Source organism: Sporosarcina sp. FSL K6-6792 (genome assembly GCF_038004885.1).
In the GTDB taxonomy this organism is placed as follows: domain Bacteria; phylum Bacillota; class Bacilli; order Bacillales_A; family Planococcaceae; genus Sporosarcina; species Sporosarcina psychrophila.
On record NZ_JBBOSA010000001.1, the window covers coordinates 4,075,734 to 4,099,286 of the forward strand.

18 protein-coding genes are annotated in these 23,553 nt (G+C 39.1%); 11 read left to right on the plus strand and 7 right to left on the minus strand.

Going from position 1 to position 23,553, the window contains the following annotated elements; translation table 11 throughout:
- Positions 1-250 precede the first annotated feature (250 nt).
- The gene (locus tag MKZ26_RS19560; protein ID WP_340767269.1) at positions 251-2,308 is read left to right on the plus strand and encodes a sulfatase-like hydrolase/transferase; all 2,058 of its coding nucleotides are present in this window, start codon (positions 251-253) and stop codon (positions 2,306-2,308) included.
- A 10-nt stretch (positions 2,309-2,318) separates the two neighbouring features.
- Complete coding sequence (locus MKZ26_RS19565; protein WP_340767270.1) at positions 2,319-2,990, plus strand: class I SAM-dependent methyltransferase; 672 nt, start codon at positions 2,319-2,321, stop codon at positions 2,988-2,990.
- Between the two features lie 239 nt (positions 2,991-3,229).
- On the opposite strand, the gene MKZ26_RS19570 is transcribed toward MKZ26_RS19565, so the two are convergent.
- Positions 3,230-4,081 carry an IS3 family transposase gene (locus MKZ26_RS19570; RefSeq protein WP_187045316.1) on the minus strand — a complete coding sequence of 284 codons (852 nt, stop codon included), beginning with the start codon at positions 4,079-4,081 and terminating at the stop codon, positions 3,230-3,232.
- A gap of 5 nt (positions 4,082-4,086) precedes the next feature.
- Positions 4,087-4,428: a transposase gene (locus MKZ26_RS19575; protein WP_187045315.1), complete on the minus strand. Its 342-nt coding sequence runs from the start codon at positions 4,426-4,428 to the stop codon at positions 4,087-4,089.
- 430 nt (positions 4,429-4,858) lie between these two features.
- Between MKZ26_RS19575 and MKZ26_RS19580 the strand changes: the two genes are divergently transcribed.
- The 6 genes from MKZ26_RS19580 (at position 4,859) to MKZ26_RS19605 (ending at position 9,347) form a co-directional block, all read left to right on the plus strand.
- Positions 4,859-5,668, plus strand: coding sequence for an NUDIX domain-containing protein (locus tag MKZ26_RS19580; RefSeq protein WP_340767271.1), 810 nt, complete (start codon positions 4,859-4,861; stop codon positions 5,666-5,668).
- 156 nt (positions 5,669-5,824) lie between these two features.
- On the plus strand, positions 5,825-6,553 hold the full coding sequence (locus tag MKZ26_RS19585) for a hypothetical protein (RefSeq protein WP_340767272.1): 729 nt from the start codon (positions 5,825-5,827) through the stop codon (positions 6,551-6,553).
- A gap of 42 nt (positions 6,554-6,595) precedes the next feature.
- The gene (locus MKZ26_RS19590; RefSeq protein ID WP_340767273.1) at positions 6,596-6,733 is read left to right on the plus strand and encodes a hypothetical protein; all 138 of its coding nucleotides are present in this window, start codon (positions 6,596-6,598) and stop codon (positions 6,731-6,733) included.
- A 42-nt stretch (positions 6,734-6,775) separates the two neighbouring features.
- Positions 6,776-8,242: a nicotinate phosphoribosyltransferase gene (locus MKZ26_RS19595; RefSeq protein WP_340767274.1), complete on the plus strand. Its 1,467-nt coding sequence runs from the start codon at positions 6,776-6,778 to the stop codon at positions 8,240-8,242.
- 107 nt (positions 8,243-8,349) lie between these two features.
- Complete coding sequence (nadD, locus tag MKZ26_RS19600; RefSeq protein ID WP_340767696.1) at positions 8,350-8,985, plus strand: nicotinate (nicotinamide) nucleotide adenylyltransferase; 636 nt, start codon at positions 8,350-8,352, stop codon at positions 8,983-8,985.
- 122 nt (positions 8,986-9,107) lie between these two features.
- Complete coding sequence (locus MKZ26_RS19605) at positions 9,108-9,347, plus strand: hypothetical protein (RefSeq protein WP_340767275.1); 240 nt, start codon at positions 9,108-9,110, stop codon at positions 9,345-9,347.
- 170 nt (positions 9,348-9,517) lie between these two features.
- Here the strand turns inward: MKZ26_RS19605 and MKZ26_RS19610 are convergent, their stop codons facing one another.
- On the minus strand, positions 9,518-10,483 hold the full coding sequence (locus MKZ26_RS19610) for a S8 family peptidase (RefSeq protein WP_340767276.1): 966 nt from the start codon (positions 10,481-10,483) through the stop codon (positions 9,518-9,520).
- A 2,593-nt stretch (positions 10,484-13,076) separates the two neighbouring features.
- Between MKZ26_RS19610 and MKZ26_RS19615 the strand changes: the two genes are divergently transcribed.
- A complete protein-coding gene (locus MKZ26_RS19615) occupies positions 13,077-14,876 on the plus strand; it encodes a DNA/RNA non-specific endonuclease (RefSeq protein ID WP_340767277.1) in 1,800 nt (599 codons plus the stop codon).
- An 81-nt stretch (positions 14,877-14,957) separates the two neighbouring features.
- Here the strand turns inward: MKZ26_RS19615 and MKZ26_RS19620 are convergent, their stop codons facing one another.
- Entirely contained in the window at positions 14,958-15,092 is a 135-nt protein-coding gene (locus MKZ26_RS19620) for a hypothetical protein (protein WP_340767278.1), read from the minus strand.
- 94 nt (positions 15,093-15,186) lie between these two features.
- Between MKZ26_RS19620 and MKZ26_RS19625 the strand changes: the two genes are divergently transcribed.
- Positions 15,187-15,609 carry a MarR family winged helix-turn-helix transcriptional regulator gene (locus MKZ26_RS19625; RefSeq protein ID WP_340767279.1) on the plus strand — a complete coding sequence of 141 codons (423 nt, stop codon included), beginning with the start codon at positions 15,187-15,189 and terminating at the stop codon, positions 15,607-15,609.
- A 116-nt stretch (positions 15,610-15,725) separates the two neighbouring features.
- Positions 15,726-16,748 carry an NADH:flavin oxidoreductase/NADH oxidase gene (locus tag MKZ26_RS19630; protein WP_340767280.1) on the plus strand — a complete coding sequence of 341 codons (1,023 nt, stop codon included), beginning with the start codon at positions 15,726-15,728 and terminating at the stop codon, positions 16,746-16,748.
- A 210-nt stretch (positions 16,749-16,958) separates the two neighbouring features.
- Here MKZ26_RS19630 and MKZ26_RS19635 read toward each other — a convergent pair whose 3' ends face one another.
- The 3 genes from MKZ26_RS19635 to MKZ26_RS19645 all read right to left on the minus strand — a co-directional run bounded on the left by MKZ26_RS19635 (position 16,959) and on the right by MKZ26_RS19645 (position 23,386).
- Positions 16,959-18,956 carry a methyl-accepting chemotaxis protein gene (locus MKZ26_RS19635; protein WP_340767281.1) on the minus strand — a complete coding sequence of 666 codons (1,998 nt, stop codon included), beginning with the start codon at positions 18,954-18,956 and terminating at the stop codon, positions 16,959-16,961.
- A gap of 203 nt (positions 18,957-19,159) precedes the next feature.
- On the minus strand, positions 19,160-21,151 hold the full coding sequence (locus tag MKZ26_RS19640; protein WP_340767282.1) for a methyl-accepting chemotaxis protein: 1,992 nt from the start codon (positions 21,149-21,151) through the stop codon (positions 19,160-19,162).
- 237 nt (positions 21,152-21,388) lie between these two features.
- Positions 21,389-23,386 carry a methyl-accepting chemotaxis protein gene (locus tag MKZ26_RS19645; protein ID WP_340767283.1) on the minus strand — a complete coding sequence of 666 codons (1,998 nt, stop codon included), beginning with the start codon at positions 23,384-23,386 and terminating at the stop codon, positions 21,389-21,391.
- Between the last annotated feature and the right edge of the window lie 167 nt (positions 23,387-23,553).

Sequence of the window (23,553 nt, forward strand, 5' to 3'; positions counted from 1 at the left end):
TGAGCAATAGAGGCAAGTATAGTATTAGGCGCAATTACCATTGGATTTTCAATGATTGATTTGTTTAATGATAGATATAAAAATGGTGAAAAGCTCACTGAATCAAAAACCTGGTATCATTATTTTATCCTCAAAACCGTGCTATTCAGTTCTACTATTTATGGACGATAAAAGAGATAGTGGCTTTATTTGAAAAATATCCATGAACTCAATACTACCCATATAGATTATGAAATTGGAGTTGATTTTTGTGGAATCTTTGAATTCAAAAATAATGTATTTTGGAAATCTTGCGAAAGAGATAGAAAATAAAATCGAAATAAATGATTTAAAATCGGCAAGTCTGTTAGTAGATGAATATTCCCGAATTATTAATAACAGTGCAAAGTATTGCTACAAAGCAATTTTGAATTTCCAAATTGGAGACGTTGAAAGCGCTATTAGCGAGCTGAAGAAAGGTGTAAGAGAGCATCCTTTCAGTTTCAATATTTACTATAACTTAGGGTTTATGTACAATGCAATACAGGAAATTGAAAAGGCGCTTGAAAGTTTTTTTTATGCAGTGAAATATGGATTGACGGATGATGATAAGCAAGAAGCATTAAAAGAAATCCGAAATGTCATAAATGACAATAATAAAAAGTCTGAAAAACCTACAATTACTCAAAACCAAGTTGATGAATTGAAGAAAATATTGAATCAGTATGATGCACGTGTATATCCTTTAGATAAGAATGGCAGCAGTCTTATTCGGAAACCACAAAAATTAGGTTCATCAGATGAATATATGGTCAATATGTACAAAACATTAAGTATAGCTGATGTAGATCTAAATTCGAGAATGTTTTTTAAAAGTGAATTAGTAAAGGGAGAAACTAGTCATAGTAAAAAGAAATACAGGACGAAAGGACCCGTCGTTATTCCGATATCCAAGATTGATAATTCGCCAAGTATAGTAATAAAAGTAAATGGTGAAAAGTATAAATTTACAAAAGATATGCTTAAAATCAATCAATATCACTACATTAGAATTACTGAGCCTGGAGATATTGAAATATCGCCTGATTCTGAAATCTTCATTGGGGATCTGATTGAATTAGAACCGGAAAAGAAACCAGTGAAATTGTTCTTGAAAATATTTGTGGATGGATTATCTTATAATTATTTAGAAGAGAATGGTTTAAAAGAAGTGATGCCAAATACATATGAATTCTTTGGAAAAGGTTTTATATCAAAAAACTGCTATACGACCAGTGAATGGACGCTGCCAAGTAAGTCGAGCATAAATACAGGCGTCTACGCAACAAAACATAAAATGCTACAACCAAATCACATATTTACATTCCGTGACTCACAAAAGTTGCTGGCAGAGTATTTTCAGGAGCAAGGATATTACTGCACAAATATTTGTACGAACTGGAGAACAACACCCGCGTTAGGTTACCATAGGGGCTTTGATCGAATGATTTATCAGAACTTCTTAGGCGGGATGGATGGCAAAGAAGTTGTTATGGAGACAATTGAACACTTAATGTCTTTTGACAAGACAAACAATTTTATGACTATATCATTGATGGACTTGCATAATGTGCCGGACGAAATTGAGAATCATTTATTTAGTCAGGTAAATACAGATATCAAGGATAGAATATACAAAAATAAGATAGGATCGACTTCCGTTCAAACCAAGTACGATGAAAGTAAAGTTGCCAAGTATCGAGAGGAAATTAAAAGAGTCGATGGAATTTTAAATGTTCTATATGGTAATATTTTGAAAAATTACGGTGAAGATGAATTTGTAATCACATTGCACTCAGATCATGGACAATCATTTTTGGAAGATGAATTTAGCTTGTTAAGTGACAATCGCTTGAAGGTTCCCTTTATGATGAGGGGGAGGAATGTTCCTGCTGGACAAAGTAAAGAATTAATTGAAACAGTAGATATATTACCAAGCATTTTGAATAGTTGTGAACTTGAACTACCGAAAAATATTGATGGACGACTACCGAAATTTTTCGGTGGGTCTGTAGAAAGAAATTCCACATTCACACAAATTATCCATCCGAATCAGACTTATAAAGTCAGTATCCATGAAGAGGGTGTAAGTTACTTTCTTGAAACGAAACATTTAGTTTTGGATGATTTAACAATATGCTTGGAAGACTATCATTCTTATATAACTGATAAGCAATCAGGGGCGGATATTACTAAAGAAAATCTTGAAAAGATAATATGCTATGATGAATTTGTTTTTAATGAAATCAAAGATATGCTGAGATGGTCATGTAAACAGATTAGTGAATAGGGGTAATTAGATGAAAGTTAAGCCGGAAAATATAACTGCAATAAATAGTGAGCATTGGGAGAAGTTTTATGAAAATAATCGAAATCTAAGTGAATCAACTTTTTGTACAGAAGTGCGTCATAGATTTCAAGGCGATTTCATTATTATAGATATCGGCTGTGGATCTGGAAGAGATTCGCTCTCTTTTGCGGTTGCTGGATTGGATGTATTTGGAATTGATCGTTCTTATGAAGCGATTTCGGCTAATACGAAGTTAGCTGGGGAACGAGTGACAAAAGGTAAGTTATCCTTTGAAAGAATAGATTTAGGCGATGAAAGTGGTTTAAAGAGCCTCTTGGAAAGAGCTGTTAAGCAAGCCGAAACAGAGAGAAAGAAAGTTGTTCTCTATTTACGATTTTTGTTACATGCAATTGATGAAGAAACAGAAGGAGTGTTACTCGATACACTTGCAAACAATGCGCCAAGCGGATCTTACTTCGCAGCAGAATTTAGGACATCGGAAGACGCGGATAAGTCAAAGACATACGATGATCATTACCGTAGATTTATATGCACAGACGACTTTCTGGAAGCGATAAAGGTTAGAGGTTTCTCAATAAGCGAATTTTACAAAGGAACCGGGTTATCGATTTATAAAGAAGAAGATCCATTTTTAGCAAGAGTGATTGCTGAGAAGTTATGATATTTGAGTAAACATGTATAAATCACAGTGGTGTTCTTTACGCTGGGGTGATATTTTCGTTTAATATTCAGGCGGATCTGCTGTTAAACTAAAATACTGGCAAGTTTATATATGATTTTGGCTCACTTTAGTTTAACGTTTACAAACTGTTAGCTTAAGGCAAGAGTGTTCATCGTGAGGTGGAATCTAAATTTCAGGTACTTGTGGTTTGCCCCCTATATATCGGACGCAGTTAAATACTAGCTCTGAGGTAACAAGTGCGCTTCCAAGAAGGCTTTAGGTGTCTTATACCCTAAACGTTTTTGGCTTCTCTCATCGTTAAAGTAGTTGCGGAAGGCCAGTAAGTCGATTTTAGCCTGTGCATAATTATTCAAAGGATAATGAAAATCAAATTCGGTTTTGAAGTGAGAAAAGATACTTTCAATGACCGCGTTGTCCCAACAGTTTGCTTTTCTCGACATACTTGGCGTAAAGCCAAGTTCCTTTGATTTCTTATGGTGCTGAAGTGATGTAAAGACACTTCCTTGATCGGTATGGAAGAGAATGCCTTTCATTGACTGAAGATCACGTTCGTTCATTGCCATATGAATAGTAGCTTCCACTAGCTCATAAATCGGCCTGGAACCAACAGCCAGCGCAATTAGTTCTCGATTGAACAAATCAACAATAGCTGAAATGAACAGTTTTGCGCCCTCTGCTTTGATTTCGGTGAGGTCCATAACCCATTTTAGATTCGGAGAATCTACATCAAAATTTCGATTTAATATATTTGGATAAACATGGCCAACAAGGTTTGTTCTTGTTTCTCTAGTGATTCTTGCCTTTCTTATCTTAGATGCTAAATTCAATTCATGCATTAATCTGGCCACGCGTTTATGGTTTATAATATGGCCTCTTTCTTTAAGTTCTCCTGCAATATGTTTACAACCATAAGTACCTTTGCTCTTATTATACGTTCGTTTTATAGCTTTAATATCTCGAAGATCGCGTTCTGATGGTCCTTGTTGTGGGCGCTTCATGTAATCATAATACCCACTTTTTGATACACCAAGTGTCTTGCAAAGTCTTTCAACCGAATATTCCTTTCTCAAAGAAGTTATGGCATCATATGACTTTTGTTTTCGTTCTCCTTGAGAAAGACCTGGAACTTTTTTAGAATTTCAATCTCCTCTTGTTGTTGATAATATTTCGTCTCAAAGCAACGTAGGCGTTCTAATTCAATCCTATCATCTGATAGTAAGTCTGGGTTTTTCGATTGAAGACCAGTCTCACCGTGCTGTTCAAAGGTTTTGACCCAATTAATTACTGAATTTACACTGAAGCCAATTTCTTCGGCAACAAGCCTTTTGTTTCGGTTGAACTCTATCACTTGTGTAACCGCATATAATTTTGTTTCAAATGTTGAACGACGCTTTTTTAACTTTTTCCGGATATACATAATAACCTCTCCTTTAAATAGAATAATAAGGCTTTGTATATTCTATACCCTATTTTGTCCGTTTTAAGGGGGTCGACCACTGTGCACGAGAAAATCCCGACAATTCACTACAATTACATATTTACAAGAAGTGGATTAGGTATTTACTTCAATATCTTATCTTCTTGCATTTGCATACAATTGGGCGAATTGTTCGTTGTTGTTTGTTGCAAAGATACTGATTTTTAATATACAGGAAAGCTTTTCTTGCTTTTATTATTTACCTGATATATAATTCAATTAACAGTTCGGTAATTGTTAATTGGAAAGAAGGTTTTTTATTTTTTAACACTACTATATAGATCGTTACCTGATAAACAACTATTGGCGTCGCTAAGGAAAAAATGAAGGCTCGTCGATAGTTGGTTTAAAGCGAAGGAGATGAAATCAGATGTCCAAATTTAAAACAGAAGAAGATGCACTACAAAATTATGATTCAAGTCAGTACAGAACGCCGGATGGCTATACAAGTGATATTGCGATATTCACGTTAATCCCAAATGTAGAATCGACTGTTGGAAGTGAATCGACCTCTCATCACTCATTAGCTTTGATGTTGATAAAACGGGCAGCGTTCGATGCAGAAGGAGAGCTTAACGTCGAAGGCGGAAAATGGGCTTTGCCAGGAGGGTTTATCCATCCAGAAGAAACAGCTTACGAAGCGGCTAAGCGTGAACTAAAAGAAGAAACAGGTGTAGACGGCATTCACATCGAACACTATGGTGTGTATGATAAATTAGGTAGAGATAAACGCGGATGGATACTATCTAATGCTCATTACGCAATTGTTCCTGAAGAAAACATTAAAAGTAGGGAAGCTGCTGATGATGCAGACGATGTTCAATTGTTCACAATCGATGAAGTCTTTGCGTTAGATTTGGCTTTTGACCATTACCAAGTGATTAAAGATGCTTTGGAAGCCGTTCGAAAAGATGTGTTTCAAACAACGGTGGTTAAAAACTTTTTAACAGAAGAGTTCAAGTTGGAAGAGTTGCGCCAGGTGTTGCTTGCGATTATTAATGATCCTGTTGTGAATAGTAAGCCTGGGTTCTTTAGGAAAGCACCAAGACTGCCTTTTATCGTAGAAGCGTTAGACAACAATCAAGTTCCTAAAACAGCAGAACCGACAAGCACTACGAAACGACCATCAAAATTATACCGATTTGTAAATGTAGATATTATCCCTTCGATTTGGCGCTAAATTTGAGAGTCAATGAAACATGGATGCCTTCTGTTGCAGGCAGTAAGGTGTCCCAAATCTATCGTAAATCAAAGAAACGATAGTGATTTTTATTTTTCTACACAACAATTAACAAATATTTAATTGTTAATTTAAACCTGAAGGAGTGTGTTAAAAATGATGAAAATAAAATTTGAGGAAATCGTTGAGGTTTCAAGAATCGGAAGCAAAAATACGAAGGGATTCAATGAATTAATGGTCCTTGCGAATGCGGAGAAAATGACACCTTCAAAAGAAGATGTTGAAAAGGTGTTGTTCATGGGGATTGATTTTCAAAATGACTTTATGGAAAACGGAGAATTAGGTGTCCCAAATTCCCATAAGGATGTTGAACGGGTAACTAAGTTCCTTTATCAAAACCTAGATAAGGTGACGACGATTGCCTTGTCGTTAGATACACATGAATTGCATCAACTATTCCATCCGAGTTGGTGGGTAGATGCAGAGGGAATTCATCCTGTTCCATTTACAGTTATCACAAGAGAAGATGTTGAACAAGGAGAATGGATGGCTGTAGAACAACAACAAGAAAGCTTGGCATACATGATTCACTTGGAGCGTTTAGGGAAAAAACAATTGGTGATATGGCCTTATCATTGCATTGAAGGGACATATGGCGCAGCCTTAGAAGGACAGTTTTCGAATATGGTTCACTTTCATTCCATGATACGGCAGTCTACCATACAAAAGATTGTGAAAGGGCAAGACCCATTAAGCGAAATGTACGGAATCATTAAACCGGAATATGCCAAAACAGACGCAACAAATTATGCGTTTCTTCATTCCCTACTCGCTTACGATAAAATTGTAATTGCCGGGGAAGCGAAATCTCACTGTGTATTGTAATCCGTCCGGCAGATTGTCGAGTACTATGGAGACAAACATGAATTGCCATCAAGGATTTATTTGTTGGATGACTGCATGAGTCACATCCCTGGATTCGAAGAAGCAACAGAACATGCATGTAAAGAACTTCAAAAGAAGTATGGCATTCATATTGTGACATCAACCGAATTCATGTTGTGAAGACGAACAAAACAATTAACCCTTATAGAGGAGGAAAAGTAAATGACTAAAAAATATCAAGATGATGGGCATGCACTACACACGGATTTGTACCAAATTAACATGGCGGAAACGTATTGGGAAGATAATATGCACAACAAACGAGCGGTGTTTGAACTCTATTTCCGCAAGTTGCCTTTTGAAACGGGTTACGGTGTTTTTGCAGGATTGGAACGAATCATTGAATTTATTCAAGAGTATCGTTTTACGGATAGTGATATTGCTTATTTACGTGAAGAATTGGGTTATGAAGAAGATTTCCTGGCCTATTTGCAAATGGTGCGCTTTAATGGAACGATTCGGGCAATGAAAGAGGGAGAATTGGTTTTTGCGAATGAACCGATCCTACAAGTCGAAGCAAGCTTGGCCGAGGCTCAATTAATAGAGACAGCTCTCTTGAATATTGTCAATTACCAAACACTCATTGCGACGAAAGCAGCACGTATCAAACAAGTGGTAGGCGAACAAACGGTAATGGAGTTTGGAACGAGACGTGCACATGAGTTTGATGCGGCAGTTTGGGGAACAAGGGCGGCGTATATCGCAGGATTTTCCGCAACGAGTAATGTGAGAGCCGGTAAGATGTTTGGAATCCCTGTGGCTGGAACGCACGCACATTCTATGGTTCAAGCATATAAAGATGAATACAAAGCATTTCATAAATACGCTCGTCGTCATAAAGAATGTACGTTTTTAGTGGATACTTATGATACGTTGCGTTCTGGTGTGCCGATCGCTATTAAAGTAGCGAAGGAACTGGGAGATAGCATTAATTTTAACGCGATTCGTTTAGACAGTGGCGACTTGGCTTATTTATCAAAAGAAGCTCGAAAAATGTTGGATAAAGCGGGATTTAGAAAAACGAAAATCGTTGCTTCAAACGACTTAGATGAAAAAACCATAATGAACTTGAAGGCACAAGGAGCAAAAATTGATGCGTGGGGTGTCGGAACAAAAGTGATTACCGCATTTGACCAACCTGCTCTTGGTGCTGTTTATAAATTGGTGGCGATTGAGGATGATAACGGGAAGATGGTTGACACCATTAAAATATCTGGAAATCCAGAGAAAGTAACAACACCTGGATTGAAAAGAGTGTATCGTATTGTGAATAAGGTGAATAATCGTGCTGAAGGTGATTATATTGCTATGATGGATGAGAATCCGCAAGCGGAAGAAAAATTAAAAATGTTTCACCCGACTCATACGTTTATCTCAAAGTTTGTGACGAACTTTGAAGCAATCGAATTACATCAGGACATTTTTGTAGAGGGAGAGCTTGTGTATGTGTCCCCATCCATACAGGAAATTCAAGCGTATGCTAAAAACAATTTAAACCTCCTGTGGGATGAATATAAGCGTACCTTGAATCCAGAACAGTATCCTGTAGATTTAAGTCAGAAATGTTGGGATAATAAAATGAGAAATATTCATGAGGAACAAGAAAAAGTACAGAAGCTAAATAGCTAATGAAGAAATACGAAACTTACACTTAGGAGGAATGACTTATGATGCAAAAGACAGAAAAACTAAAAGCACATCTTCAAGAGCTAAATCCTGGGAAAGACATTGAGAAAATGTTTGAAAAAGGTATGAAAATAGGTATTTACGGTTCATCTTTCGATCCTGTAACCAACGTTCATTTGTGGACAGCCTCAACAGTCGCACATCGTAAAAAATTGGACTATGTTATATTTCTACCTTCATCGAACAAACGGTTAGATAAACAAGTGCAAACGCAAAATAAGCATCGAGTGGAAATGCTAAAGTTAGCAATTGACAACAATCCTAAATTCATCTTGGATGATTACGAACTAGAAGTATTACCAGGTGATCACTATACGTATTACACAATGGAGTATTTCAAAGAAACGTTCCCTGATGCAGATTTTTATTTCATTATGGGTGCTGATTTGCTGGTGGATATCGGCAAAGGAGAATGGCGATTGGCGGAAGAGTTAATTAGTCGAAATAAATTTATCGTGATGGCTAGAAACGGAATTGACATTCTGAGCACGATTTCGAAATCACCTATTCTGCGTAATCATGACGATGGTAGATTCCAATTGTTAGATAAAGGATTAGCGATGGAAATAAGTTCGACGTATATTCGACAGGAATTTGCAATGGGGGGCGAACCACAGTATTTATTGCCAGGCTCCTGCTATGCATACATTAAAAATAATGGTCTTTATCAAAATGTCGTCCGCTAAAAATGGAGGAGTAATTTCGCGTAAACGCTGTGCATTGACAAAGTCTCTTAGTATTTTATTCGCATGTATGAACTTTTCGTCATTGTGTCATGCATAGATATTGGTTTTAAGGAGGAAACAACATGGATCAAGACCAACAAGAACAGAAGAAACACCTTGAACAACAGCTTCAATGGACCAAGGAACGGGTTTGTATCTTGGATGAGATGAATGTGAAGCTTCATGAAATGAAAAGGGTAGCAGAATACGCTGTAGAACATACACTTTCAGCAATTGAAATTGAGAGGTTGAATGGTGAACTGGATACATTGAAGAATGAATTCAGTTCTCTGGAAAAACTGCTTAACCCAATACTTCACTAGGAGATCAACTCATTTCTGTAGAAGTATAAAAATGAGTACGCTGTGCACAGCACAAGTGCGAGTTTCCAAGATCAAACGTAATTTGGATAAAAAAACACGGCCCGGAAATACCAGACCGCGTTTTGATTAAAGATGTCTGAAAAATGCTAGTACACCACTTATTAATTAAATCACTGTGCACTCAAAACCAACGCTTTACTTTCTTTCTCAAATATACCTGTCAAATGTTCAAGGACCGTTAAATAAACGAGTCCGTTACCTTCAAGCTTTGGCGACAACCCTAATGGAACGGTCCTTTTAATTAGCTGGGCGTAGAGCTCTGGTTCTGAAAGTTCTCGGCCGAAACTGTTGTTGACGAACCCTTTGATGAGGGCAAGCGCTCCGGAAACATGGGGGGCAGCCATTGATGTTCCACTTAATGTTGCAAATTTCCCGTTTAAATAAGTAGAGAGGATCTTTTCACCTGGAGCAACTAAATCGATTTCATTATGAGAGTTGGTAAAATCAGAAGGGCGACGCTCAAGATTTATGGCACCTACACTAATGACTTCGTTATAATAGCCTGGGAAGGCGAATTCGTCTGTTGAATCGTCACCGTCACCTTCGTTTCCAGCTGCACAAACTACGAGTATATTATTAGTTACGGCTTTTTGAATCGCTTCATGAAGTTCAGGCAAATCAGTTGGTCCACCTAGCGACATAGAGATAATATCCACTTTTTGTTCAATAGCATAATGAATACCGTTGATAATCCAGCCATATTGCCCTGAGCCTTTTCTATTCAATACCTTTACGATCAGCAAACTCGCTTCAGGAGCCACTCCGACTACGCCTATATCGTTCTGTTGTGCAGCAATCGTTCCGGCAACGTGAGTACCATGACCATTGTAATCGAGGTAAATATCAGGATTACTTCCATCATCATCCGTAAAGTTCCGACCGCCTATAATCTGTTCTTGTAAATCGGGGTGTGAACGATCGCATCCTGTATCCAGGATCGCTACAGTGATTCCTTTTCCTTTTGTTTCCTTCCAAATTGCGGGTGCTTGAATTAATGCCACACCCGGTGGAACTTCATTGGCCTCATTTACTTGGAAAACCACTTCATATGGGATTACATGTGCAAAATTATCCACTATATACCTCCTCGTATGATTAAAAATCTAGTTAAAAAGAGATTTCACCAGCATTTAGTCACAGTGGCAGTAAAGATAGTAAACTATTTGTTTCTATTAGTAGTGCTTGCTACATACTATAATTAAATGGAACGTACTTAGTGAGTTGTAGTAGGTCCTATATGCGTAACCGAAATCTAGGATTAATAACTAAGTACGAAGAAATCTAGACTTGGCTATGAGTCTAGCAGAAAAGTATTGCACTTCCGATGGCAATTCATCATAATATAGAAAACGAGACATAGAATAAAAAAGGACTGGGCGTTTAATCACTCAGTCCTACACTAGTAACCTGTAAGACAAAATCATGGTCGACGTTGCGCATCGTACGATGGTGTAATGGGTTGGGCAGAAAAAGTATTTTGCCGAGAAGAAAGAAGTAATTGTCCACACGTCTGCCGATGGGGGGCGATTACTCCTTTCTTGATAAGAAAAAGATAACTGACAACGACACCGACATAAAAGCAATCCATCCACCAGATAGTGTCATGAGTAAACTTAGTATTTCGTATGTTGTCATTAGTTTTCACCTCCTTTCAATTGGAAGTGCTCAACAATCGGTTATGCATTTTCCGTAAATGAACTGAAATCTAGATGCAATTTCTGTAGGGATAAAAAGTTATATGATTAGCCCTACTATTATGTATATGTACAGTCAGTATGTATATGCTTAATTTTTACAAGAAATGACGGAAAGTTTCTGGGGACTAGCCTTCATACTCTGTGAAGGGAAGATTTACCGCGTTTTTTGATATATATGTTGAACAAATGAATACGGCGTATGCGCTTTACAAGGGCTTTTGGAGGCCACTGAAAAAGCTCTTGTACTTGGAATGAATATAGGATTCCCTCCAATACCACTTGGACGCTTTGTGGATGCCTCCCGCGATAAGCCAGGGCACTGAAAAAGTACAATTTCCTTCAATGCCGTTGATTTCCGTTCCGAGCGGACGCTTTCCGCGGGCACGGCTTCAGCCTCCTCGTCACTGCGTTCCTGCGGGGTCTTCAGCTCGCGCTGTTCCCGCCGGAGTCGCCGCTCTTCACTACAATCAACTAGTTCTTACTATAAAAAAGAACTTTTTCAGTGGCTTATCGCTTCGGCTACCACGAAGTCGCGCCTTCGCTGGATGGTCTATGTGAAAAACACATTTCGTTATCTGTGACGAAATCTGCAAGCTGGAGTATGTCTTTCTTGACTATAATTATATATGTTGAATCCGGTATATATATTGAGCGAAGGCGCCTTAACAGGGGTAGCCGAAGCCATAAGACTGGCGGCGAAGCTGCTTGGCTTATGGCGGGAGGCATCCCCTAGCGCCGTAGCGGTTCAAGGGAATTCTTTATTTCAATTTATATAGTATCAACTAGTAATCACCTCATAAACTCGGCATCCCCAAAGCGCTAAGCGTTCTACAATCCGCACTCCGAATTAATACTCTCTCCTTATTGAGCCCCAGAGTAAATTTAGTGGGATTCTTTAATTCAACATATATAGCTACCAAAATTTCAGTTATATCATTTGAGCGACATAAAGAAAATCTCGCTTAATATTTAATGCATTTACAATAAGTAAATGAGCACTAAATATCCATTATAAACCAAGGATAATTTTGGATAACCCCTATTTGCATTATATCACGGACTGATTATTCAGTCTAATTAATAATGAATAGATTAAATAATCGATTCGGAAGCCTTATAAAAGAGGAATTCTCTTTAGCGCATAATCACTAGTGCGGCTGAGATAATATGAGGGATTTTTCCTTTAGTAGTACATGGTACATATCGTGAGTGAATGTTTCTTAACGATTGAGTTGTAGCAAGTCCTAAATACGCATGCTACTGAAAAACAATTGCGTTAAGTTTAATCACAAATAAATGTCTAGGTATGAAGGTATCTAGGTCAACAAATGCATGTAGGAGTGAGTTGTTACACTCAATCTGGTAATCTATTATATATAACGAAAGAAGTGTTTGAACATTCAGTCCTATAATGGTAGAATAGGAGATGTACTAATGGTCGATATTGCATATCGTTCGACTGTGTAAATAGTTGGATAGAAAATGCCATTTGACCGAGAAGAAAGAGTAATTGTCCACACGTCTGCCGATGGGGGGGCAGTTACTTCTTTCTTGTTAAGAACACAAATTATGAAATGAAGATGCAGCTCATATAGGAAAACAAAATGAAAAACGTATTGGACAGAAAAATGTCCAATACGTTTTTTTGAATTTCTTAAACCTTAAATCGATTAACCCTCTTTATCACTCTTAAGGACCAGATAAAAGAAATGAAAACAGGTTCCGAATGGCTAAAGTAATATAGTGGATTAGTATTGGTTTAAAAATCTCTTGAAATCCACTGATAAAGTAACTTTTAAAAAAACAGCTTTAATGTTAGAATAATCACAACTATTAGAATGTCGTGATTTGGACTTATGAATACATGTATAAATTTACCGTAGGTGCCTTACCAGTGAGAGTCGAATCAGATTCAAAGTAAATCTTCACTTCAATTTGTATAGCTTGATTTACTAATTTAGGGAGGGTAAACATGCCTATTAAACGACTGGATAAGTCTCAAAGTCTTCATATGGATCTTGTAGATTTGCACCAACAACAAGCATTACAGCGTTACATCGCTCGTTCTAGTGAACGTGAACGAATTGCTAGTGAACTACAAACTAAAAATCCTTTTGAAGTAGATACGCCTGAGCGAGTCGCAACTCGTAAAGCGATTATTGATCCACGTGATGGACTTGCTATAGAACGTATTATTGGGCGAGATGATTTATTTCCTGTTTCTTATCTTGAAGCAGGACAACAAGCAGCCGCTCCTGTTTGTAGAATCGAGATCCGTGATCGTTTAGGCAGAGTTCTCGGACATGCCACAGGATTTCTTGTCTCACCTTCCTTATTGCTTACAAATAATCATGTTTTGGAGAATTACAATATGGCTCAGTTCAGTGTCGCACAATTTAACTATGAAGTTGATCTTGACTTAAATGAAAGGCCGATGAAAAGCTTCCGTTTTACACCTGAACGTTTCTTTATAACGGATAAGAAGCTTGATTTTACATTAGTGGCGATAGAGGAAGTGTCAGCTGATGGTACAAAAGTAAGTGATTTTGGGTTCTTGCCACTCATCTCGCAAACGGGAAAAGGGTTGGTTGGCGAATGTGTATCAATTATTCAACATCCTTCGGGCGCCCCCAAAGCTGTAGCAATCAGAGAAAATCAGATTATGGATGTATTTGAGGATTATATTCACTACTCAACTGATACCATGCCCGGATCATCCGGTTCACCAGTCTATAATGACGAATGGATCGTAATTTCTCTCCACCATGCAGGCGTCCCAGATCCAAAGAACCGAACCGAATTTATCGCCAATGAAGGGATTCGCATAAGCAGTATTGTCCAGTTTGTCGCGGAGCAAGGCAGCAGCTTAAGTAATGATCAAAAGTTGTTATTGTATGACATCGTGAAGGGGTGGGATGTTCCCGATTATACCCCTGAAGAGATGGAAGTCGAAAAGTTAAGCGATTCATGGTATGAATCTTCGAGAGGGTATGACACTCAATTTCTTGGTGTTGATTATGAAGTCCCACATCCGATATTCCCGTCTGATCTTGAACAGGATATTGCCCAGTTAAAAGACGGAAGCAATGTGCTCCATTATACGCATTTTTCAATTGTCATGAGCAAGTCACGCCGTTTAGCCTATTATACGGTGGTGAATATTGATGGCAATCAATTGATGAAGATTGGTCGTAAAGACAAATGGTATCTAGATTCGCGCATCGAAATAGAATACCAGTGCGGCCCTGAATTATATAAAAATAATTCGCTTGATCGGGGGCATCTTGTCCGCCGGCTAGATCCTGTTTGGGGAGATTCAGCAAAAAAGGCAAATGAGGATACGTTTCATTTTACAAATTGTGCTCCTCAGGAGAGTAAGTTGAATCAAAAAAGCTGGCTGGATCTGGAGAATTATATTTTGCACAATGCCGAAAACTTACATCTTAAAGTGACAGTGTTTACTGGACCCGTTTTTCGGATGGATGATATTATTTACAGGGGAGTTCAGATACCAGCAGAGTTTTGGAAAATAGCTGTCATTGTGAAGAAAGATGGAAATCTATCTGCAACCGCTTATTTGCAAACTCAAAAAAATCTGATTGAGGATTTGGAATTTGTTTATGGTGAATATAAAACATATCAAGTACCCATTTCAAAAATTGAAGTGATTACGGGTCTTGATTTTAAAAAATTACGTAATTTTGATCCGCTCAATCAATTAGAATCGACAATAGGATATGTCATTGATGCACCCGGGGATGTAAAACTCTGAGGTTATTAATAAAAGCCCGCTGGGAAATTAGTGAAAATGAAAACCACTTAGGAAAAAGTATCCTAAGTGGTTTTCCAATACTTACACCTTAAACCGATTAACCGCCAAACTCAATTCTGTCAGCGTTTCCGCTGCATCAGTTACGGATTGAATCGCGCGGAGTTGTTCGCCTGTTGAAGCACTTACTTCTTTACAGGCTGCTATTTCTGGTGTCATTGCTGCCACTGTTTGGATTGAGTATAAGGCTTGGTTACTCTATAATTAAGTTTGAAGTACAGAATTATTTGACTTAGAATAGGTGGAATAGTATATGACAACTAATCATGATTTTATGAATTACTGGTTATCCATAGACTCAATACAAAATAAAGTGAAGAAAGAATTGGAAAACGTTCTGCAGGCTGAGTACAGTCTATCGCTAAAAGAATTCTACGTGCTTTATTATCTTTCCATGGCGCCTGACAAGAAATTGAGATTACAGCAATTGCAAGAGATGATTGGATTGAGTCAGAGTGCACTTTCCAGATTAGTGGGTAAGATGGAAGCGAAGAACTGCGGTGCGTTAGAAAAGCATGATTGTACAGATGACCGTAGAGGTACCTATACGCACCTTACAAACCTAGGTGAGCAAAAGTTGCAAAAAAGTCTAGTCTCTTTCCGTGAAATACTTAGATTACACCTCTCTGCTACTGATGTTGAAGGATTGATAAAACAATTAGTAGAAAAGCTATAAACTGCCATGTTCTATCGAAGTGCTCAATAGAAGCACTTTGATTTGACAAGGAGAATAGATAACACTAATATATATGTATGCGGAATGCATATATATTTAACGAGGGAGTTTTTGCAATGAAAGATTTGTTTAGTCCATTCAAAATAAAGAATTTGGAGTTAAAAAACCGAGTTGTCATGCCGCCGATGTGTCAATATTCCGTTGAACAGAAGGATGGCATTGCCACTGACTGGCATTATCTGCACTATGTCAACAGAGCAATCGGTGGAGCAGGTTTTATCGTGATTGAAATGACGGATGTCGAGCCTGACGGAAGAATTTCGGATTATGATTTGGGTTTATGGTCTGACGATCAAATCCCTGCCTTGGCGAAGATAGTGGAAGCTTGTCATCGTTATGGAGCTAAGGTTGGGATTCAGATTGCACATGCGGGTCGTAAAGCAGAAGATGCAGCTGTGCCTGTAGCGCCTTCTGCAATCGCATTCGACGAGAAGTCCAAAACACCAAGAGCGCTTTCAACAGATGAAGTAAAAGAGATGGTGGAGAAGTTCCGTAAAGCAGTAAGACGCGCGGTTGAGGCTGGATTTGATTCAATCGAAATCCACGGCGCTCATGGTTACTTAATCCATCAATTTCATTCCCCACTTACAAATAAAAGGGAAGATGAATATGGACAGGATCTGACCAAGTTTGGCCGCGAAATCATTCAAGCAGCTAAAGCGGAAATGCCTGCTGATATGCCACTATTGATGCGTATCTCTGCAAAGGAATATGTAGAAGGTGGTTATGGAATAAACGAAAGTATTGCGTTCGCTCGCGTTTATCAGGAAGCTGGAGTGGATATGTTTGACGTCTCTTCTGGTGGAGAGGGTCAAATCGCAGCTTGGGGGAGACCAGGCACACATGTAGCTTACCAAGTTCCGTTAGCTAGACAAATCAAAGAAGCGCTTCAGATACCAGTCATGGCTGTCGGTAGATTGGATGATCCAAATCTAGCCAATGCAATCATCGGGAATGAAGAAGCAGATCTTATTGCTGTTGGAAGAGGCATGCTGAGAAATCCTTATTGGACATTGGAAGCTGCTAAGCAATTGAAAAAAGAAACTACAGTGCCGAGACAGTACTTAGCAGGATTCTAATGATTTTAATTTTCAACACTTAATATGATGCTATTCCGTGAGTTCACTACAAGTGTATACGAATAAAATGAGGATCGGACATTCAGCTGAATGTCCGATTTTTTTGTTTTTGTTTGTCATCGTGTCATGCACTGATACGGGTTACTACTAACAATTAGTCAAACAAAAAGCGCTCGAGACAGTAACTGTCTTGAGCGCTTTTGCAGTGTTCTACACCTTAAATCGATTAACCGCCAAACTCAATTCCTCACTTAACTCCGTCAACGTCTCTGCTGCATCTGTCACAGATTGAATGGCACGAAGCTGTTCGTCTGTTGAAGCACTGACTTCTTCGCATGCCGCGGCCGTTTCTTGTGAAGTTGCCGCCATCGTTTGAATCGTTTCAGCGACATCGTCTTTGTGTATCGCGACTTTCTGAATTTCTTCATACACTGCGTCAATCGAGTCTTGCATGTCAGACATCAATGTTGAAATTTCACCGAAAGTGATTTCAGTGTCGGTTACGACCGTACCTTGACGTTGGAAGTTCTCGCGTGTTTCGTTCATTTGCTCTGAGACGAGTCTAGATTCTGTTTGAAGTTCCTGAACTGTCACTTTTACTTCTTCTGTTGAACGGGCAGATTGTTCTGCAAGTTTCCTTACTTCATCTGCAACGACTGCGAATCCTTTGCCGTGTTCACCTGCACGTGCAGCCTCGATGCTTGCATTTAATGCAAGAAGATTCGTTTGCGATGAAATTTGAGTGATCGTTTCCATGACTCCGCCAATCGCATTTACTTTACCTTCAAGTGTACCGATCACTTCGGACATGGCTAGTAGATTGGTTTCCCAATTGTTGAAGGATAGTTTTAGCTCGTGCATTTGACCTTGACCATTGGTATTCATTTCACCGGCTTTGATTGCGATGTCAGACATGACGCTGGCTTTCGTTGTGATTTCGTTAATTTGTTGGCCAAGAAGATAGGCTTTTTCTGTAACGATTTCCGCATCTTCAGCAGATTTTGAAGCGCCATGTGCAATCTCAGTTACTGCATGTGCAACTTCTTCCCCTGATGCATTCGTTTCTTCCGCTACAGCGCTTAAACTTTCGGAACTGGCCCGGACGTTCGCTGCAGAACCGTTGACGACAGTAATGATAGCGTTCATATTGTCAATCATTGTATTAAAGTTATCTCCGAGTTCAGCGATTTCGTCATTTGTTTTGATATCAGAGTTGACCGTCAAATCACCTTGAGATACAGAATGCATCAGTGAATTTAATTTCCTAATAGGTTTGATGGTACGGCTAATCATGAAATAGAGAGCGGTGAAGATGACGAGCAAAGTTGCTAATGCAACAATCAGCATTGAATTACGTAAGTCAGTTGCCATTGCGTTAATATTTTTTTCGTCATAGATTGCTCCAATTTTCCAACCGAATCTTGGAATTGTGGAGTAGATATTAGCTTTAGTGACGCCTTCATATTCATAATAAATTTCGCCTTGCTCGTTACCTTCTTTGTACATTTCTGCGATGAACGGAAGATTCATCAAATTTTCCCCGCGTAATGTTGGATGGGCAATTGCTGTCCCTTCCACATCAAATATGACTGGGTAGCCATTATAACCAATTTCGCTTGCTGAAATCTTGTCTGTTAATGCAGCGAGTTGGATGTCCAGTCCGACTACACCGATAAGTTTACCATTTGCCAGCACAGCTTTTGAAGCACTGATAACAAACTCTCCAGTTGCTTGATCAATATAGGGTTTCGTCCATTGGACTGTACCGGAATCAGCGACTGCTTGTGAATACCATTCACGTGTCGTTGGATCGAAATCAGTGCCTAAATCGGCAGCAGGCATAATGAATGTTTCCTTAGTAGGGAGTGAAAAATAGATTGCTGATGAATCGTCGTATAATTCCATGAAGTTTTCGAATGCTTTATTAAGCTTAGGAAGAGAATCGTCTGCTGGTTCATTTTCCTTGGCAGTAGAAAATTCCGTTACTAAGGGTGATGTCGACAATTGTGCAAGACCTTTGTCGTATTGATTGAGGTAGTTTTCAATCGCAAAGTTCATCTCGTTAATGAGTGAACCGCTTGACGTCAACACACTTTCTTCAGTCCTATTTTTTACTTGCGTACTGCTGATAGCAGTCATGATGGAAATGCCGATAAGGAAAAGCACCATGACAGTCATGATGATTTTTGTTTTGATGGACCTAAACATTTATTGAGCACCTTCGCCTTCTATTAAAATGTGATTACTATGAATACTTCGGTCTATTCGTTCGTTTCTTTAGAGATAGATGAACAATAGTAAAGTTTCTACTTTTTATTAACTTTACCTTATCAAATCCATTCGATAAATATACTAGATAGTATTATAAAACCCGCCCCGGGAACTTGATCCGGGGCGGGTTTTACTAATTCTTACACCTTGAATTTATTAACTGCATTACTCAATTCCTCACTCAACTCCGTCAATGTTTCTGCGGCATCTGTTACAGATTGAATCGCGCGAAGTTGTTCGTCTGTTGAAGCACTTACTTCTTCGCATGCAGCAGCTGTTTCCTGTGAAGTTGCTGCCATCGTTTGGATTGTTACAGCAACATTGTCTTTATGAGTCGCTACTTTCTGTATTTCTTCGTACACTGCGTCGATGGAGTCTTGCATGTCAGACATCAATGTTGAGATTTCTCCGAAAGTGATTTCAGTGTCATGTACGACTGTACCTTGGCGTTGGAAATTTTCACGTGTTTCGTTCATTTGCTCTGAGACAAGTCTGGATTCTGTTTGAAGTTCCTGGACTGTCACTTTTACTTCTTCTGTTGAACGGGCAGATTGCTCTGCAAGTTTCCTTACTTCATCCGCCACAACTGCGAACCCTTTGCCGTGTTCACCTGCACGGGCAGCTTCGATGCTTGCATTTAATGCAAGAAGATTCGTTTGTGCTGAAATTTGGGTGATTGTTTCCATGACCCCGCCAATTGCTTTTACCTTATCCTCCAGTGTACCGATAACTTCGGACATCGCCTGCAAATTGGTTTCCCAGTCGTTGAAGGACAGTTTCAGTTCTTGCATTTGACCTTGACCACTTGTATTCATTTCACCGGCTTTTGTTGCAATGTCAGACATGACGCCGGCTTTCGTTGTGATTTCGTTAATTTGTTGGCCAAGTAGATACGCTTTTTCCGTCACGATTTCTGCATCTTCCGCAGATTTTGAAGCGCCATATGCAATCTCAGTTACAGCGTTTGCAACTTCTTCGCCCGATGCATTTGTCTCCTCTGCAACTGCGCTCAAACTATCGGAGTTTGCTTTGACATTCGATGCGGAGCCGTTAACGACAGTAATAATAGCATTCATGTTTTCAATCATCGTATTGAAGTTAGCACCTAGTTCTCCGATTTCGTCTTTTGTCTTAATGTCAGAACGAACGGTTAAGTCGCCTTTTGAAACGGAATCCATCAAAGATTTCAAAATTCCAAGGGGCTTGATTGTACGGCTGATCATGAAGTAGAGGACGACGAAGAATAATAGCAGTGTCGCAATTGCTACAACCATCATCGAGTTTCTGAGATTGATTGCGATTTCGTTAATATCTTTTTTAAGATAAATTGCTGAGATTTTCCAATCAAAATCGGGAATGGATGAGAATACATTCACTCTATCGCTGCCTTCGTGTGTGTAATGGATGGCCCCTTCATCTAAACCTCCTATGAACATTTCTTCTATATAAGGGAGGTTCATCAGATTTTCACCGCTTAACGATGGATGAACCATTGCAGTTCCAGTAGCATCAAAGAGAACCGGATAGCCATTGTAGCCAATATCACTTCCGGAAATAGATTCGGCCAACGAAGCCAATTGAATATCAAGTCCAAGAACACCGATAAGTTTTCCGTTTTTCAGAACAGCCTTCATGGCACTGATGACATACTCGCCTGTCGCACGATCGATATGCGGTTCCGTCCAGTAGACGGTATCAGGATTTGCTGCTGCTTCTTGATACCACTCAAAGCTGGTTGGATCATAATCGTTTCCAAGGTCAGCATGTGGAACAAGAGTCATGTGTTTTGATGGAAGTGCAAAGTAGATTTGCGAAGCTTCATCGTATAAATTTTGAAACTCTTTAAATTCTTTCTCTAATGTAGCATTGCTGTTTTCAATGTCATCGCCGACATTAGTATAATCCGTTAAGGCTTTGGAATATGACATTTGGATTAAGCCTTTTTTATATTGCTCTAAAAAGTTCGTAATCGAAGCACCCATCTCGTCGACGAGTACAACACTCTGATCGATGAGGTTTTTCTCTGTTTTATATTGTACTTGCAAACTGGAAATTGCGGTCATTGCCGTCACACCAATGAGGAAAAGAACCATCACTGTTACTATAATTTTTGTTTTTATGGATTTGAACATAGCGCACCTTCGCTTTCTCTATCTATCTAGTTGAATTGACTCACTAAGTAATCTTCGGTCTAATTACTTATTTGTTTAGAGAAAGATAAATTAAACAAAAAGTGATAATAATCATTCTATATTTATCGTTTTTAAATCAATATAAAGAGCACCTAGGATCATTAATAGATCCTAGGCGCTTTCGAAGTTTTATCAATTATCAATACGGAAAAGGTGTGCTAAGCAGTGTTTCAAATCTTAAACCTTAAATCGATTAACCGCCAAACTCAATTCCTCACTTAACTCCGTCAACGTCTCCGCTGCATCAGTTACAGATTGAATGGCACGAAGTTGTTCGTCTGTTGAAGCACTGACTTCTTCGCATGCCGCGGCAGTTTCTTGTGAAGTTGCTGCCATTGTCTGGATTGTTTCAGCAACGTCGTCTTTGTGTGTTGCGACTTTCTGAATTTCTTCATACACTGCATCGATTGAATCTTGCATATCGGACATCAATGTTGAAATTTCTCCGAAAGTGATTTCAGTGTCATGTACGACGGTACCTTGACGTTGGAAGTTTTCGCGTGTTTCGTTCATTTGCCCAGAGACGAGTCTTGATTCCATTTGGAGTTCCTGGACTGTCACTTTTACTTCTTCCGTTGAACGGGCAGATTGTTCTGCGAGTTTCCTTACTTCATCCGCAACGACTGCGAATCCTTTGCCGTGTTCACCTGCACGGGCTGCCTCGATGCTTGCATTTAATGCAAGAAGATTCGTTTGCGATGAAATCTGGGTGATCGTTTCCATGACCCCGCCGATCGCATTTACTTTACCTTCAAGTGTACCGATCACTTCGGACATGGACTGTAAATTGGTTTCCCAGTCATTGAAAGACAGTTTCAGCTCTTGCATTTGACCTTGACCACTGGTATTCATTTCGCCGGCTTTTGTTGCGATGTCAGACATGACGACGGCTTTCGTTGTGATTTCATTAATTTGTTGGCCAAGTAGGTAGGCTTTTTCCGTAACGATTTCAGCATCTTCAGCAGATTTTGAAGCGCCATACGCAATTTCAGTTACTGCGTGAGCAACTTCTTCCCCTGATGCATTCGTTTCTTCCGCAACTGCGCTTAAACTTTCGGAACTTGCCCGGACGTTCGCAGCAGAACCGTTGACGACAGTAATAATAGCGTTCATGTTGTCGATCATTATATTAAAGTTATCGCCAAGTTCACCTATTTCATCATTCGTTTTAACCTCGGAACGAACTGTCAAATCACCTTGGGATACGGAATCCATGAGTGACTTTAGCTGGCCAAGTGGTTTGATGGTGTGACTGATGATGAAATAGAGCGCTGCGAAGATGACAAGCAAGGTGACAAGTGCGACGACAATCATTGAAGTACGTAAGTTATTTGCCGCAGCATTGATATTTTTTTCATCATAGACGGCGGCAATTTTCCAACCGAACTTCGGTATTGTAGAATAAACGTTTATAAAGGAGTTACTTTCATAATCGTAGTGGATGTTGCCTTTTTCGTTTCCATCATTGTACATCTCCGCGATGAAAGGCCGATCCATGTAGTTAGATCCTTGGCTTTCCGGGTGTGCGAGCACGATGCCTTCTGTATCAAGTAACATTGGATAACCTTTATAGCCAACATCACTGGCAGCTATTTTATCAGTCAAAGCACCGAGTTGAATATCAAGGCCCATAACGCCAATTAATTTGCCATTTGATAGCACGGCTTTTGAGGCAGCGATGACCAATTCTCCTGTAGCTGAGTCAATGAAAGGACTAGACCATTGGACAACGTCTGGATGTTCAACCGCATTTTTATACCAATCCCGAGTTGTCGGGTCAAAATCTGCTCCGAGATCTGCATTTGGCATGATCATTATTTCTTTAGTCGGAAGGGTCAAATAGACGGAAGTTGTATCTTCGTAAAAGCCGAGGAAGCTCTCTAGTTCAGCTTCCAGTACAGAAATCGAATTTGTTGCTGTAGCATCTTCTTCAGGAAGTGTAAATCCCGTCACTGTAGGAGAGGTGGATAATTGTGCTATGCCTTTCTCGTACTGACCAAGAAAATTTTCGATTGCATAACCCATTTCATTGGTGAGTGCACCACTCGATTCGATAATACTTTCTTCGGTATTATTTTTCACTATCGTATTGCTAATGAAAGTCATAGTGGATACGCCGATGAGGAATAGCACCATTACTGTCATAATTATTTTTGTTCGGATGGATTTGAACATTTCTCTTGCACCTTCGCTTTCTCTTACATTAAATGAACTACTTTATATGCTTCGGCAATTATTCTTGTTTATTTAGATAGTAGATGAAATAAATAAGAGAGAATAGTAGTGTTGAACTATTTTGATTCAAACGAGCAAACATGACTTTGGCGGAAACCCAATACTTT

Excerpts from the sequence above, each read along its gene's own strand:
- MKZ26_RS19575 (WP_187045315.1), bottom strand. The coding sequence starts at position 4,428 with ATGTATATCCGGAAAAAGTTAAAAAAGCGTCGTTCAACATTTGAAACA.
- MKZ26_RS19580 (WP_340767271.1), top strand. The coding sequence starts at position 4,859 with ATGTCCAAATTTAAAACAGAAGAAGATGCACTACAAAATTATGATTCA.
- MKZ26_RS19615 (WP_340767277.1), top strand. The coding sequence starts at position 13,077 with ATGCCTATTAAACGACTGGATAAGTCTCAAAGTCTTCATATGGATCTT.
- MKZ26_RS19565 (WP_340767270.1), top strand. The coding sequence starts at position 2,319 with ATGAAAGTTAAGCCGGAAAATATAACTGCAATAAATAGTGAGCATTGG.
- MKZ26_RS19645 (WP_340767283.1), bottom strand. The coding sequence starts at position 23,386 with ATGTTCAAATCCATCCGAACAAAAATAATTATGACAGTAATGGTGCTA.
- MKZ26_RS19640 (WP_340767282.1), bottom strand. The coding sequence starts at position 21,151 with ATGTTCAAATCCATAAAAACAAAAATTATAGTAACAGTGATGGTTCTT.
- nadD (WP_340767696.1), top strand. The coding sequence starts at position 8,350 with ATGTTTGAAAAAGGTATGAAAATAGGTATTTACGGTTCATCTTTCGAT.
- MKZ26_RS19625 (WP_340767279.1), top strand. The coding sequence starts at position 15,187 with ATGACAACTAATCATGATTTTATGAATTACTGGTTATCCATAGACTCA.
- MKZ26_RS19630 (WP_340767280.1), top strand. The coding sequence starts at position 15,726 with ATGAAAGATTTGTTTAGTCCATTCAAAATAAAGAATTTGGAGTTAAAA.
- MKZ26_RS19635 (WP_340767281.1), bottom strand. The coding sequence starts at position 18,956 with ATGTTTAGGTCCATCAAAACAAAAATCATCATGACTGTCATGGTGCTT.
- MKZ26_RS19605 (WP_340767275.1), top strand. The coding sequence starts at position 9,108 with ATGGATCAAGACCAACAAGAACAGAAGAAACACCTTGAACAACAGCTT.
- MKZ26_RS19595 (WP_340767274.1), top strand. The coding sequence starts at position 6,776 with ATGACTAAAAAATATCAAGATGATGGGCATGCACTACACACGGATTTG.
- MKZ26_RS19620 (WP_340767278.1), bottom strand. The coding sequence starts at position 15,092 with ATGACACCAGAAATAGCAGCCTGTAAAGAAGTAAGTGCTTCAACAGGC.
- MKZ26_RS19585 (WP_340767272.1), top strand. The coding sequence starts at position 5,825 with ATGATGAAAATAAAATTTGAGGAAATCGTTGAGGTTTCAAGAATCGGA.